This is a genomic window from Asticcacaulis aquihabitans, assembly GCF_032490435.1.
Classification (GTDB): Bacteria; Pseudomonadota; Alphaproteobacteria; order Caulobacterales; family Caulobacteraceae; genus Asticcacaulis.
Genome location: NZ_JAVGWM010000004.1, coordinates 617,566 through 630,887, shown reverse-complemented (window position 1 = coordinate 630,887; position 13,322 = coordinate 617,566). Strand labels below are relative to the sequence as shown.

The 13,322-nt window shown below is 62.0% G+C and carries 14 protein-coding genes; all 14 read left to right on the top strand.

Going from position 1 to position 13,322, the window contains the following annotated elements; genetic code table 11:
- Positions 1-28 precede the first annotated feature (28 nt).
- Positions 29-1,267 (top strand): Hsp70 family protein, encoded by a 1,239-nt coding sequence (locus RCJ00_RS17260; RefSeq protein WP_316223499.1) that lies wholly within the window; start codon positions 29-31, stop codon positions 1,265-1,267.
- Positions 1,268-1,324: 57 nt separating this feature from the next.
- The gene (locus RCJ00_RS17255) at positions 1,325-1,897 is read left to right on the top strand and encodes a YcxB family protein (protein WP_316223498.1); all 573 of its coding nucleotides are present in this window, start codon (positions 1,325-1,327) and stop codon (positions 1,895-1,897) included.
- A gap of 79 nt (positions 1,898-1,976) precedes the next feature.
- Positions 1,977-2,282, top strand: coding sequence for a YerC/YecD family TrpR-related protein (locus RCJ00_RS17250; protein WP_316223496.1), 306 nt, complete (start codon positions 1,977-1,979; stop codon positions 2,280-2,282).
- Positions 2,279-3,160, top strand: a complete 882-nt coding sequence (hisG, locus tag RCJ00_RS17245) for an ATP phosphoribosyltransferase (protein ID WP_316223495.1) — start codon at positions 2,279-2,281, stop codon at positions 3,158-3,160. Before RCJ00_RS17250 ends, hisG begins: the two co-directional genes overlap by 4 nt.
- 29 nt (positions 3,161-3,189) lie before the next feature.
- Positions 3,190-4,488, top strand: a complete 1,299-nt coding sequence (hisD, locus tag RCJ00_RS17240) for a histidinol dehydrogenase (protein WP_316223494.1) — start codon at positions 3,190-3,192, stop codon at positions 4,486-4,488.
- Position 4,489: 1 nt separating this feature from the next.
- On the top strand, positions 4,490-5,974 hold the full coding sequence (hisB, locus tag RCJ00_RS17235; RefSeq protein WP_316223493.1) for an imidazoleglycerol-phosphate dehydratase HisB: 1,485 nt from the start codon (positions 4,490-4,492) through the stop codon (positions 5,972-5,974).
- Complete coding sequence (gene hisH, locus RCJ00_RS17230; protein ID WP_316223492.1) at positions 5,971-6,558, top strand: imidazole glycerol phosphate synthase subunit HisH; 588 nt, start codon at positions 5,971-5,973, stop codon at positions 6,556-6,558. The genes hisB and hisH overlap by 4 nt, the downstream gene beginning before the upstream one ends.
- A gap of 39 nt (positions 6,559-6,597) precedes the next feature.
- Complete coding sequence (gene hisA / locus RCJ00_RS17225; protein WP_316223491.1) at positions 6,598-7,329, top strand: 1-(5-phosphoribosyl)-5-[(5-phosphoribosylamino)methylideneamino]imidazole-4-carboxamide isomerase; 732 nt, start codon at positions 6,598-6,600, stop codon at positions 7,327-7,329.
- Positions 7,330-7,355: 26 nt separating this feature from the next.
- On the top strand, positions 7,356-8,123 hold the full coding sequence (hisF, locus tag RCJ00_RS17220) for an imidazole glycerol phosphate synthase subunit HisF (protein WP_316223490.1): 768 nt from the start codon (positions 7,356-7,358) through the stop codon (positions 8,121-8,123).
- A gap of 115 nt (positions 8,124-8,238) precedes the next feature.
- Complete coding sequence (gene hisIE / locus RCJ00_RS17215; RefSeq protein ID WP_316223489.1) at positions 8,239-8,883, top strand: bifunctional phosphoribosyl-AMP cyclohydrolase/phosphoribosyl-ATP diphosphatase HisIE; 645 nt, start codon at positions 8,239-8,241, stop codon at positions 8,881-8,883.
- Positions 8,884-8,942: 59 nt separating this feature from the next.
- Positions 8,943-9,473 (top strand): DUF805 domain-containing protein, encoded by a 531-nt coding sequence (locus tag RCJ00_RS17210; RefSeq protein ID WP_316223488.1) that lies wholly within the window; start codon positions 8,943-8,945, stop codon positions 9,471-9,473.
- Positions 9,474-9,556: 83 nt separating this feature from the next.
- Complete coding sequence (locus tag RCJ00_RS17205; protein ID WP_316223487.1) at positions 9,557-10,021, top strand: DUF805 domain-containing protein; 465 nt, start codon at positions 9,557-9,559, stop codon at positions 10,019-10,021.
- Between the two features lie 29 nt (positions 10,022-10,050).
- Complete coding sequence (locus RCJ00_RS17200) at positions 10,051-10,314, top strand: hypothetical protein (RefSeq protein WP_316223486.1); 264 nt, start codon at positions 10,051-10,053, stop codon at positions 10,312-10,314.
- A gap of 137 nt (positions 10,315-10,451) precedes the next feature.
- Positions 10,452-13,220, top strand: coding sequence for a tipN (locus RCJ00_RS17195; RefSeq protein ID WP_316223485.1), 2,769 nt, complete (start codon positions 10,452-10,454; stop codon positions 13,218-13,220).
- Positions 13,221-13,322 lie beyond the last annotated feature (102 nt).

Genomic DNA, 13,322 nt, shown 5'->3' with positions numbered 1-13,322 from the left:
ACGCCGCCCCTCCCCGGAAAGCAGTCTTATGTCTCTCTATTGCGGTATCGATTTCGGTACGTCCAACTCCGCCGTATGCGTCGGCGATGGCGCGGATTTGCGCCTAGTGCCCATCGAAGGCGACGCCGTGACCCTGCCGTCGGCGGTATTCTTCAACTTCGAGACCGAAACCGTAAGCATTGGCCGCGAAGCCATCGCGCAATATCTCGACGGCTATGAGGGCCGGTTGATGCGCGCTCTGAAATCGATCCTGGGGTCGTCACTGATCAAGGAGACGACGCAGATTGGATCGGGGCGCAAGGACTTCCGCGCCATTATCGGCCTCTATATCGCCGAGCTGAAGCGCCGGGCCGACGCCTTTGCCGGCAGCCCGATCACCGAGGTCGTGTTGGGTCGCCCGGTGCACTTCGTCGATGGCGACCCGGATGCCGATGCCCGTGCCGAAGCCGAGTTGCGCGGCATCGCGCAGGCGCAAGGATTTAAGACCATATCGTTCGAGTTCGAGCCCCTGGCGGCGGCGCGCGACTATGCCGAAGGTCTGAACCGGGAGGATATCGTTCTGGTCGTCGATATCGGCGGCGGCACGTCGGATTTTTCCGTGCTGCGCCTGGGGCCTGGGACGCGCGAGATCCTTGCCAATGCCGGCGTTCATATCGGCGGGACCGATTTCGATACCCGCCTGAGCCTCGATACCGCCATGCGCGACCTGGGTTTCCGCGGCAAGTACAAGACCGGCCTGGAATTTCCGACTCAGCCCTATTTCCAGTTGGCGACCTGGCACCTGATCAATTTTCTCTATACCCAAAAATCCATGACCTCCCTGCGCCAGATTCATTATCTGTCAGGCGAGCGCGAAAAGACAGGCCGTCTTCTGGAGGTCATCGAAAAGCAGGCCGGTCACGACATCGCTAACCGCATCGAAAAGGCCAAGATTGCCTTGTCGGATGCATCAACTACCATTGCTGACTTCACCGCCATCGATCCTGACTGGCGGCTTGAGATCAGCCGCGACACCTTGACGGCCAGCGTTGAAAAGGACGTGTCGAAGGTGGTCGCTGTGGCGCTGGAAACCGTGACGACGCGCGCCGGTCTGGAGGCTGACGCGGTGCAGACCCTGTTCATGACCGGCGGGTCGACCGCCCTGCCCGGCTTCGAAGCCGCCATGCAAGCCGCCTTTCCCAAGGCACGCATGACCTATGGCGACCGCTTCTCGTCGGTAGCCAGTGGCCTGGGGCTGGCGGCGCGCGAACGACATAGCTCGACCTAGGCCATCGCGGCGGGCAAGACGATTGACGGTCGCGAAGCGCTGCCACACATAGACGATATGGATTTAAGCACAAACGATTTTCGTATCGGGTTTGGCGCCCAGTCGGCCTTTTTCGCCGCCTGGCTCAGAAAGAACGGATTCGGCAAGACCGCCCGCCGGCGGTTTCTCGCCTATACCGGGATCGTCACCCTGCTGATGGTGTTTGGCATCGGGGCCAATGTACCCGGCCTTCAGTCAATTACTTATACCGTCGTATTTGTATACATTCTCCTGTTTATCGTCAGCCTGATCATCGGCGCCCTGTTCGCCGCCATCATGATCTTCCTGATAGGGCCGATCGTTGTGTGGGTGTGGATGGCCGTCAGCTATCTGATCGGGCCGTGGCCGAAACGCACGCAGCGTCTGCGCCTGACGGACACCCGCGTCATCAAGCAGGTCGGCGAAAGCGAATACAGTCTGACCTGGAAAGAGGTGTTCGACCTGGTTGAAACGCGCAAGACGCTGCTGATCTTTACCCAGCGGAACTGCGCCCTGATTGTACCGAAACTGGCCTTCGATACGCCCGAAGCGAGTCAGGCCTTCGTGGCCTACGCCAAGGCGCGTTGGATGGACGCCAAAAGCGTCTTCTGACGAAAAACTTGAAAATCCGCCTTGCATCGCCACATGTGTTACTGTATCAGCACGATAACACACTACTACGGTAGAACAGATGGCGATCGACGGCAAAATCAGCAAGCAGGATTCCGACGCCCTGGCACAAGCCCTGCTGGGCCTGGAAACGATCGAGGAGGTCAAGGCCTTTCTCGACGACCTGTGCACCCCGTCGGAACTGCGCGCCTTTGCCGAACGGTTCAAGGTCGCGCGGTTGCTCGACGATGGCCAGTTGTCTTACCGCGACATTTCCGAACGCACCGGCGCTTCGACCACCACCGTCACCCGCGTCGCGCGTTTCCTGCGGGAAATGCCGCATCAAGGCTACCGGCTGGTGCTGGACAGATTGAAAGACAAGACATGACCGACCCCCGCCTTCGCATCGCCGTTCAAAAATCCGGCCGTCTGGCCGACCGCTCGCTCGAACTGATCGGCGGCGCGGGCCTGCGCGTCATGAAGGGCGCCAACGAATTGCTGTACCGGATCGAGAACCAGCCGATCGACCTGCTACGCGTGCGTGACGACGACATCCCGACCTTCGTCGCCGACGGCGTGGCCGAGTTGGGCATTGTCGGCTACAACGTTCTGGCTGAACACTTCCCGGATCGCGATCTGGAAGAGATGATCGTGATGCGCCTAGGCTTCGGGTCATGCACGCTGAAGATCGCCGTCCCCAACGAAGCGACCTATGACGGTCCGGCCTGGCTGAACGGTAAGCGGATCGCCACCTCCTACCCCAACATCCTTGGCAAGTGGCTGAAAGACAACGGCGTCCAGGCGGAAATCGTGGAAATGCGCGGCGCGGTCGAAGTCGCTCCCCGCATGAAGATCGCCCAGGCCATCTGCGACCTGGTGTCGACCGGCGCCACGCTTGAAGCCAATGGCATGAAGGCGACTGATCTGGTGCTGAAATCCGAAGCCGTGCTGATCAAGGCGCCGCATGCCCCGCCGGCCGAACTGGCCCACACCTATGACATGCTGCTGCGCCGTTTCGACGGGGTGACTGCCTCCACCGGCGCCAAATACGTCATGCTGAACGCGCCGCGCGTACACCTCGACGAAATCATCCAGATGATCCCCGGCGCCGATGCGCCGACCATCATGCAACTGGCTGGACGCGAAGATGTGGTGGCCGTCCATGCGGTCTGTCAGGAAAACGTCTTCTGGGACACGCTGGACAAACTCAAGGCGGCGGGCGCTTCGGCGATCCTGGTCCTGCCTATTGAAAAAATGATGAAATAAAGGACGCCCTGACGGGCAACTGTGCGTACATGAAAACCTTTGTCTGGAAAGAGTTGAGCGCGGCGGACCGCAAGCGCGCCCTGGCCCGGCCGGAAAACCGGCGCGACGCCCGCGTGATTGATACCGTCAAGGCGATCTTCGACGACGTGGCGGCACGCGGCTTTGCCGCCGTCTCAGATTGGGCCGTCAAGCTGGACGGTCACGCGCCGATCGAAATCGCGCTCGGTACCAAAACCGTAGACGCGGCCCGCGCGCAATTGAGCGCCGAAGACCTGGCCGCCATGGAACTGGCGGTTGAAAATGTCCGTGCCTTTCAACAGGCCGAACTGCCCCAGGCCGGACCGCAGATCGCGCCCAAGCCCGGCCTCAGCCTGCAACGGGTTTACCGTCCGATCACCACGGCGGGCCTATATGTGCCCGGCGGCACGGCCCCCCTGTTTTCGACCCTTATCATGACCGCCGTGCCTGCCTTGGTCGCCGGTGTGCCCAACCGCATCTGTGTCACCCCCCCGGCAAAGGACGGGTCACTGCACCCGATGATGATCGCGGCCGGTGGCGCGTCAGGGCTTGGCTCGATCTGGCGTGTCGGCGGGGCACATGCCATCGCCGCCTTAACCTTCGGGGTACTCGGTGACTATCCGGCCGCCGACAAGCTGTACGGCCCCGGCAATGCCTATGTCGCCGAGGCCAAGCGCTACGCCACCGAACTGTCGGGCGGGCCGGCCATCGACATGCCCGCCGGGCCATCTGAGCTGCTGGTCATCGCCGACGACACCGCCAATGCCAAGCTGGTCGCCGCCGACCTGCTCAGCCAGGCCGAGCACGACAAGGACGCTCAGGTCATCCTGGTTGCCCTGTCCGCCGCCATCGCCCAGCAGATCGCCACCGAGGTGGCCGCCCAGGTCGAACGTCTGCCGCGCGCGGCCATCGCCAAGGCGTCGTTGGAAGAGGCGCGCCTGTTTATCGTCCCCTCACTGGAAGAGGCCGCCGAGGTGTCGAACCTCTACGGTCCGGAACACCTGGCCATCCAGGTTGCCGACGTCGATGCCGTCATCCCGTTGTTGACCGCCGCCGGCACCATATTCGCCGGAACCTACGCCGCCGAAACCTTCGGCGACTATGCGGCGGGCCCCAGCCACGTCCTGCCAACCGACGGCGCCGCCCGCGCCTGGGATGGCATCACCGTCCGTTCCTTCCTCACCAGCTTCGTCGTCCAGCGCGCCACCCGCGAAGGCGCCGCCGCCATCGCTCCGGCCGCCGCCCGGCTGGCGCGGCTCGAAGGCCTTGAAGCCCACGCCCTGGCGGCCGATTTCCGATTGGAAGTTTAAGATGTTCAACTCACCCTTTTCGTCGCTGAATGCTTCGGGCGCGGGACTGGAATCCCTGCCGCCGTCGCTGGAACCGCTGCGGGAACGCATGGCGGATTTCTACGGCGTAGAGCCCCATCAGTTGATGGTGACCCGCGGCGCATCGCACGCCATGGAAATCCTCATGCGTCGCCTGCGCGTGCACGGCCACGAATTTTTGTGGGCCAATGGCGACCACTATCTGGAAGACCTGTGTTCGGTCTATAACCTGTCCATCCGCAAGCCCCCTGAAACCGGCCCCCTGACCAAGGGCGGCGGGTTCTATCTGGTGCACAACCCGCGCCAGACGGATGGCAAGGCCTGGGATGTCCAGGCGGCGCGCAGCCTGGCGGTCGATCTGTTTCCGACCCTTCTTGTTATCGACGAAAGCTATTTCGACGCCTGCACCGCGCAAAGCCTGGTCGAACTGGCGGTCAATGAACCCAATGTCGTTGTGCTGAAAAGCCTGTCCTATCTGTTCGGGATGGCCGGCGCGCGCGTAGGCGCCCTGATTTCCAATACCAAGACCTTGCAAGGACTGCTGAAATTCTGCGAGCCGCATCCGCTGCCGACCCCTAGCGTCCGTGCCGCCGAGGCCGCCCTGTCGCCGTCGCGCGCGCTCAGCGTCCAGTCGCGGGTTGATCTCATCCGCACCGAGCAGGCACGTCTGCGCGAGGCGCTCAGCCGGTCGAGACATCTCGACAGCTTCGATCTCAATGACGGGCCGTTCATGCTGTTGCGGCCAAAGGCCATGCTGCCAACCCAGACGGCGTTGAAACGGCTTGGGCTGTCCCCACAGGTCACGCCAACCGGGCTTTTGATCGCGCTCGGCGACATTGCCACCAACAACCGTATCCTGCGCGCGCTCGATGTCGCGCCCGCCGACAAGGCGCCGCGCGTCGGGGAAATCCTGCGCGACACCAAGGAAACGCGGATATCGGCGCTGGTCAATCTCGACCAGCCAAAGCCGGTCAAGGTCAATACCGGCATCGGTTTCTTCGACCATATGCTGGATCAGGTCGCGACGCACGGCGGCTTCTCGCTGCAATTGGCGTGTGAAGGCGATCTCGAAATCGATGGCCACCACACGGTCGAGGACTGCATGCTGGCCTTCGGTCAGGCGTTGAAAATCGCACTCGGCGACCGCGTTGGCATGGCGCGTTTCGGCTTCGTCCTGCCCATGGATGAAACCGAGGCCAAGGTCAGCGTCGATCTTGGCGGACGGCCCTTCTGCGTCTTCAAGGGCGAGTTCCAGTCCACGCACATCGGCGATTACCAGACCGAGATGACGGCGCACGCCTTCCGGTCGCTATCGGAAACCTTGGGCGCGTCGATCCATGTCGAGGTGACGGGTGGCAATGATCACCACAAGACGGAAGCCTGCTTCAAGGCCCTGGGCCGCGCCCTGCGTCAGGCGACGCGCATCGAAGGCGACGCCCTGCCGTCGACCAAGGGTATGCTGGCATGATCACCGTCATTGAAATCGGCTGCGCCAATACCGCGTCGGTCCTTTTCGCCCTGGAACGCCTGGGCGCGGATGCCCGCCTGTCGTCCGATCCGGCCGAAATCGCCGCGGCGTCGAAGGTGGTGCTGCCTGGCGTCGGGGCGGCGGGTTTCGCGATGTCGCGCATCCGCGAGCTGGATCTTTACGATGCCATTCGCGGCCTCACTGTGCCGCTTCTCGGCGTTTGCCTTGGCCAGCAACTCCTCTTCGAAGGGTCACAGGAAGGCGATGTCGAATGCCTGGGTTTGATCCCCGGACAGGTGACGCGCATGGAGGCCAGTCATGATCTGGTCGTGCCACACATGGGCTGGAACCAGCTTGAAGCAATCCGGGACGATGCCCTGACGGAGGGCGTGCGCGCCGGCGATTTCGCCTATTTCGTCCATAGCTTCGCCTGCCCGGTCAACGACTTCACCCTGGCGACCACCACCTATGGCCAGCCGTTCGCCGCCATGGTGCGCAAGGATAATGTCTGGGGCTGCCAGTTCCACCCGGAACGGTCGTCCATCGTCGGTGCCGACATATTGAAAAATTTCGTCACCCTGTAAATTTAGGCTTCCCCTTCGGGAGGTGAATTCGAGACTGCTATGATTTTGTACCCCGCCATCGACCTGATCAACGGCGAATGCGTCCGCCTCGCCCAGGGGCGTTTCGACGCCGTGACCAAATACGACTCCGATCCGTTCAAGCGGCTGGCCCTGTTCAATGAAGAATTCGCCCAATGGGTCCACATTGTCGATCTGGACGGCGCGAAGGCGGGGTCACCGCAGCAACATGAACTGATTGGGCGGCTGGCCCAGGCCTCGCGCGCCAAGATCCAGACCGGCGGCGGTGTACGCACACGCGCCCACGTCCAAACCCTGCTCGACGAAGGCGTATCGGCGGTGGTCGTCGGCTCTGCGGCGGTCAAGAACCCGGAAGAGGTGCGCGGCTGGCTTCGCGATTTCGGCAAGGACCGCATTACCCTGGCCATCGACGTCTTGCCGACCCCGGACGGCGATTTCGACGCCGCCCTGCATGGCTGGGTCGAAGGATCCGGTATTTCCCTATGGGATGTGCTGGACTATTACCCGTTCGGCACGGCGCAGCGCATATTGGTGACCGATGTATCGCGCGACGGCATGTTGATGGGTCCGAATATGGACCTGATGCGCGCCCTGAGGCAGAAACGGCCAGACCTCGAAATTCAAGCCTCCGGCGGCGTGCGTTCGGTGGAAGATCTCTATGACCTGAAGGCGCTGGGCGTGCACGGCGCCATTGTCGGCAAGGCCATCTATGAGGGCTTGATCGATCTGAAGGCGGCGCTCAATGTCGGATAATAACAGCCTCCTGGAAAGCTCCCCTTATGCTGGCTAGACGCATCATTCCCTGTCTCGACGTCAAGGACGGCAAGGTCGTCAAGGGCGTGCAATTCGTCGGCCATGAAGTCCTCGGCGATGCCGTCGATATGGCCCTGCGCTATCGCGATGAAGGCGCCGACGAACTGGTGCTATACGACATCACCGCATCGTCGGAAGGCCGCACCGTCGATTACAACTGGGTCAGTGAAATCGCCCGCGCGCTCGATATTCCGTTCTGCGTCGCCGGCGGGATCCGGTCGGCCGAACAGGCGGTGAAATGCCTGAATAGCGGCGCTGACAAGGTGTCGATCAATTCGCCGGCGCTGGAACGGCCAGACCTGATCAATGAACTGGCCGAAATGGCCGGGTCGCAATGCGTCGTCGTCGGCATCGACAGCCGCGAAATGGACGGCGACTACTATGTTCACCAGTATTCCGGCGATCCGGACAAGATCCGTCAGGCCGGACGCCGGACGCTGGACTGGGTGGTCGAAGCACGCAATCGCGGCGCCGGTGAGATCGTGCTCAACTGCATGAACCAGGACGGGGTGCGCAAGGGCTACGACCTTCACCAGCTTCGATTGGTACGCGATCTGCTTGATATTCCGCTGGTCGCCTCCGGCGGCGCCGGGGCGCCCGAGCATTTCACGGAGGTGTTTACCGAAGCCGATGTGTCCGGTGCGCTGGCCGCTAGCGTTTTTCACAAGAAAATCATTGCTATCCCCGACCTGAAGCGTGATCTTCAGCGGGCGGGTATCGCTGTCAGAATTTAGGCCTGCCAGATTTAGGGCCATTAGACCTTAGCATTGTAAAAAACCGCCGCCATCATCGCCGCCTTGGCCTTCCGTGGAAGTGTAGAGCGGCACTCAAGTCCACAATGAGATGTAAATGCCCGAAGACCACAAATTGCCCAACGCCTTGACCGTCAAGGACATCGACCAGATCGATTTCGCGAAGGACAATGGCCTGGTCCCGGCTATCGTCCAACATGCAGACACCCTGCAGGTGCTAATGCTAGGCTATATGAACGCGGACGCTCTCAAGGCCACCTTACAGGGTGGATTGGTGACCTTCTGGTCGCGGTCGAAGAACCGCCTCTGGCGAAAGGGCGAGACCTCCGGCGACACGCTGGAGTTGGTCAGCGTAACCACCGACTGTGACGAAGATGCGCTGCTTGTCATGGCACGCCCGAACGGACCGACGTGCCATACCAAGACGACGTCATGCTTTGGCATGGAAACGGCGCCGGGCATCGGTTTCCTGGGCCAGCTGGCCGGTGTGGTGCGTGACCGCGCCAAGGAGTCGCCGGCGGACAGCTATACGGCCCGCCTGATGCACAAGGGCATCGCCAAGATCGCTCAGAAGGTCGGCGAAGAGGGACTGGAAACCGCTTTGGCCGGTCGCGCCGGCGATCTCGATGAACTGCATAACGAAGCTGCCGACCTGTTGTACCATCTGGAAGTCCTGCTGATGGCGCGCGACACCCGGCTTGAAAACGTGCTGGACATCCTGCGCGAACGGCATAAAGGCTGATTTACAGATCACGCATTTTGTGATCAGCTAGACCGCATATATTTCGGGATGTTTAGGCCGTGGCTAAAAACAAATTCCTTGTCGGCGCCAATGCCTTGTTTTCACCTCACGGCCGGATCAACCGTCTTCAATTTTCCCTCAATTTCTGGGTCTGCCAGGTCCTGACCTTTTTGCTGTTGCTCGGCGTCGTAATGCTGGCCGATGTTTTGAGTGACGATCTCATGGCCCATATTGACGGTCCGGTCACCTGGCTGACCATGGTGCTGATCGTCCTCATCTATTACGCGTGTTTTTGCCTGATGGCGCAACGGCTGCACGACACCGGCCTAACGGCGTGGCTGGCCTTGGTGCTTTTTGCCGGTATCGTTCCCAATCTGATTGCTTTTGTCGGCCGTGACACCATCGACTACGACCCCTTCCTCGCAGACACGCTGAGCCTGGTCGCCGGCCTGGGGAACATCCTGACCCTGTTCATGGGAATCGGCCTGAGCGTGTGGCCAGGCCAGGCGGGGGACAATAAATACGGGCCGTCGCCCAACGCCCTGCCACAATCCGATGCGCCACAATCCGAAACATCAAGAGATGTGTAGCCCTTGTCTCATTCTGATTGGATCTGATCGGCGCTCTAAGTCTGTTGCTTTAATGCGTTTTAATCCGCTCCGGGGACGTTTCAATGATCGCTTCTCTGTTTTCACCCCGCGGGCGCATCAGCGGTACGCAGTTCTTTAGCTATATCGCCATCGACATGCTCGCCATGCTGGTGATCGGTTTTGGCTTGGGAACGGTACCGTCGCTCGACGCGCCGCTGGTCCTTAGCGTTATATGGGCGCTCCAGGCGTGGCCGCTCGCCTGCCTGTTCATCCGACGTCTGCACGATACGGGTCGTTCGGCGGCCTGGCTGTGGCTGCTGGCGCCGCAGGCCGCCATGGCGGTCACCTCGCTTATCATGGGCGGCTACATGCCGGGCTTTATTCTTCAGGTCATGAACGCGGTGGGCATAGTAGCCAACCTGCTGTGCTGGGCTCTCATCTTCTTTCTGGCGCTGAAGACAGGTCAGTTGGACGACAACCGCTATGGGCCGGACCCGCACGGGAAACGTGGCGATTTTGCCGCAAAGACCGATGAATTTGCCCGCTGAGCCGCGTTTCGTTTGCAACAGAGACGCGAATGCATCATGGTTACTTTGCCGCGTTTTTGGCGAGTGTCGTCTGTTCCGCCATCTGTCCGAAAGCCCGTCCCGTGTCCGTGTTGCTCGACATGCTCACAAGCTTGATCGCCGCCCTGATTTCGGCGGCCTTTCTGCACTTCGGCGGCGCACAGGAAACCACCCCGCGTGACCGGGCGGATTTCACCCAGGACCGGTCAGATCCGGCCAAGGCTACACCGGACGACGCCGCCCCCCCTTCGAAAGCGCCCCGCGAGACAGAGTGAAATTCTCCGTCGTCCGACAAAAAGCTTTGCTATAAGCGTAAGTTGGCGATAACTTTCTCCTGCTGGGAGAAAGCCTAGACCTCTCTCACAACTCATGCCGTCTGGCCGTAGAAAACCGGCTTCAGGATACCTGTTGAATGAAACCACGCCGCCCCCCGCTGAATCTGTCCGAGCCGCGTCTCAAAGCCCTGAGCCGCAAGATCGAAGAGTCGTCGGACAAGGAAGACGCGGTCGACGTACCCGCAGCCCCGGTTGACGACATTCTGGAAGCCCCGCTGACCACGGCAGTTCCCGTCATGGAAACCGCCACGCCCGAGCGCGAACCAGAACCACAACCCGAAACGGCAGCAGAATCGATGCCCGAATCGGCGATCGAAGCCGACCCGAAGGCAGCCCCTGTGGCCGAGGTTCCCGACGACGTGCCGGAAGACGTCTTAGCCGAATTGACCCTGCCGCCCGACCCCACCCCGCCCGTCAAGTTCGGCACCTATAATCCCAAGGCGCGCGAGGCCGTCGAAGGCGTAGAAAAAAAGGATCACAAGGCGGGCAAACAGGTCAGGAAAACCGAGGTCAAGGCCGAAAAAATCCAGACGCGCCGGGGTATGCCACCCGTCCTATTTTGGGGCCTGACGGCGTTCATCTCGCTTCTGTGGGCCTGCGGCCTTATTGCCTTCTCGCTCGGGGCACAGAGCGGTTTGACCGCGATGATCTATGAGCCTTTCAAGCTCGTCGTGCTTGTGTTTCTCGGCCTGTTTCCGGCAGGTCTCGTCTTCGCCTCCGCCTATGCGCTGCGCAATGCCGCTGCCCTGTCGCGTCAGGCTCAGCGCACCGCCGAGCTGGCTGACGCCATGCTGGCACCGGCGTCAGCCGCTGCGTCCCAGACCGGTGAACTGGTCGATTCGCTACGCGCTCAGGTCGATCACGCCGTCCGGGCCGTGCGTCTGGCGCACGCCGACATCACCGAGTTGTCGGCCCGCCTGAAGGCGGAAACCGACCGTCTGCACGACGCGGCTGGTGTCGCCCGCGCCACGACGCAGAGTGTTACGCAGTCATTGCAGGGCGAACGCGAAGCCCTGGCTGCCCTCAGCCATAGCCTGGGCCAGCAAGCGAGCGGCATCGTTGACGCCGTTGATCGCCAGGCGCGCATGGTGGCCGACGCCTCCGATCTGGCCCAGACGCAATTGCGCGAAGCCGAAGCCAGCCTGGCCGCCAGCACCGGTGCCATGGTCAATGCCGCCGCCGATATTTCCGATGCGGCCAAGACCGCCAGTGAAGATCTCGACCGCCAGACCATCCGTCTGGAGACTGCCGGTTCCGGCGTGTCCGACCAGATCCGCACGGTCGAAGAAAGCCTGTCGCAACAACGCGCCGGCCTTGTTTCGGCGGCCCTGTCCCTGCGCGCCGATCAGGAAGACTTCGCTGTCCACATCGAAAACCAGCGCGCGCAATTGACCGAAGCCTTGTCGATCACTCGCGTCGCCACTGTCGATCTTGGCGAAACCTCGGCGCGCGGTATCGACGTGCTGCGCGACATCGTCGTGTCGGCCCAGGAACATTTCCGCGCCATCAATGGGGCCGCGGAAAATGAGCGCACTGTTTTCGAAACGCGTATCCATGCCACATTGTCGAACATATCGATGATGGCGGCGGATGCCCGTGACGATCTGGTTGAGGAAACCAAGCGGTCACTGGAACAGCTTAATACCGCCGCCACGGAAGCCAAGCGCGCCGCCGATCAGGCCGCCCAGACGGCGCAAATGCGCGTCGATCGTCTCAATGAATCGATTTTTGAGGCCAGCAAGAAGGCCGACGAGGTGTTCGATGCCCGCTTTGCGGCCGCCCGCCGGCTGATCGAAGAATCGTCCGACCTCATCGGCGAAGCCGGCGACAAGACGGCACAAAAGCTTGATGCCAGTTTCGAGCATACCCGCGCCACCATCGCCGAGGTGAACAATGCCCTTAACGAGCTGACCAGCGGGGCCGAGCAGCTTCCCGCCATAGCCCAGGCGCGCCTGGTGGAAATCCGCAAGAGCGTCGAAGACGGCATCAGCGCCATGATGGACGCTGCCCGCCGTGCCGCGCAGGAAACCGAAGCTGTCGATACGGCCTTCCAGGAACGGGTAAAGCGCAATTACGATATGCTGACCGAAGCCGTGCGGCTGATGGGCGTTATTTCCGGCGACCAGCCCCTGCCGCCGCATGTCCAACCCACGCCACCACCGGCCCCGCGCTATGGTGAGCGCGACCGCAGCGCCTATGCGCGTGAAACCCCGTCCCCGACGCCCGCTCCGGCGCCGCAAACCGTCTCTCAGCCCGCGCCCACACCGCGCTTGCGCCTGACGCCGCTCAATGCCCAGACCAGCGAAACGCGGCCCTCCCCCGGGCCGATCACACCGCCGGCGCCGCCTCCGGCAAAGCCCGCGCGCGCACCGGCAAACGAAGGCTGGTCGTGGCGCGATCTGCTCAACGGCATGGAAGGCCGCGAAGTCCCGCCGACGCAGGTAACCGCCAGTGCCGCCACCATCCAGCCGCCGTCCGACCCGGAGTTCGATAGCCTGGATGACCTTATGGTGGCCGAAGTGAACGCCATGGGGGTTGACGCCACCTCCCTGCTCAGCCGCACCCGGATCGAAGAAACCATCGGCGCCATCATGGCCGAGGACAATGAAGGCGCGCGCATGGTCGTCCGACGCGTCGCGCCCGCCGCCATCCGCCGTCTCAGCCGCCGGCTGTTGTCCGACGCCCAGTTGCGTCAGCAGGCCAACGACTTCGCAACCTTCTATGACCAGCAGATCAATATGGCGCTGATGTCCAAGGATGTGACCCGGGCCTTGAACGAGGTCTTGTCCACCGATTCCGGTCGCGCCTACTTGTTGATCGACGCCGCGATCAGCGACCTGATTTAGTAGATGTTTTCAGCTCAAATGCCGCATGGCTAGCGCAAACGCGCGCGGCGGGCGGTCGCCCTCTGCCAACGGCCAATGAGGCAGACTCAATGGCCGTTGGTA

Coding starts and splice junctions, on each gene's coding strand:
- RCJ00_RS17260 (WP_316223499.1), top strand. CDS start 29: ATGTCTCTCTATTGCGGTATCGATTTCGGTACGTCCAACTCCGCCGTA.
- RCJ00_RS17255 (WP_316223498.1), top strand. CDS start 1,325: ATGGATTTAAGCACAAACGATTTTCGTATCGGGTTTGGCGCCCAGTCG.
- RCJ00_RS17250 (WP_316223496.1), top strand. CDS start 1,977: ATGGCGATCGACGGCAAAATCAGCAAGCAGGATTCCGACGCCCTGGCA.
- hisG (WP_316223495.1), top strand. CDS start 2,279: ATGACCGACCCCCGCCTTCGCATCGCCGTTCAAAAATCCGGCCGTCTG.
- hisD (WP_316223494.1), top strand. CDS start 3,190: ATGAAAACCTTTGTCTGGAAAGAGTTGAGCGCGGCGGACCGCAAGCGC.
- hisB (WP_316223493.1), top strand. CDS start 4,490: ATGTTCAACTCACCCTTTTCGTCGCTGAATGCTTCGGGCGCGGGACTG.
- hisH (WP_316223492.1), top strand. CDS start 5,971: ATGATCACCGTCATTGAAATCGGCTGCGCCAATACCGCGTCGGTCCTT.
- hisA (WP_316223491.1), top strand. CDS start 6,598: ATGATTTTGTACCCCGCCATCGACCTGATCAACGGCGAATGCGTCCGC.
- hisF (WP_316223490.1), top strand. CDS start 7,356: ATGCTGGCTAGACGCATCATTCCCTGTCTCGACGTCAAGGACGGCAAG.
- hisIE (WP_316223489.1), top strand. CDS start 8,239: ATGCCCGAAGACCACAAATTGCCCAACGCCTTGACCGTCAAGGACATC.
- RCJ00_RS17205 (WP_316223487.1), top strand. CDS start 9,557: ATGATCGCTTCTCTGTTTTCACCCCGCGGGCGCATCAGCGGTACGCAG.
- RCJ00_RS17200 (WP_316223486.1), top strand. CDS start 10,051: ATGCATCATGGTTACTTTGCCGCGTTTTTGGCGAGTGTCGTCTGTTCC.
- RCJ00_RS17195 (WP_316223485.1), top strand. CDS start 10,452: ATGAAACCACGCCGCCCCCCGCTGAATCTGTCCGAGCCGCGTCTCAAA.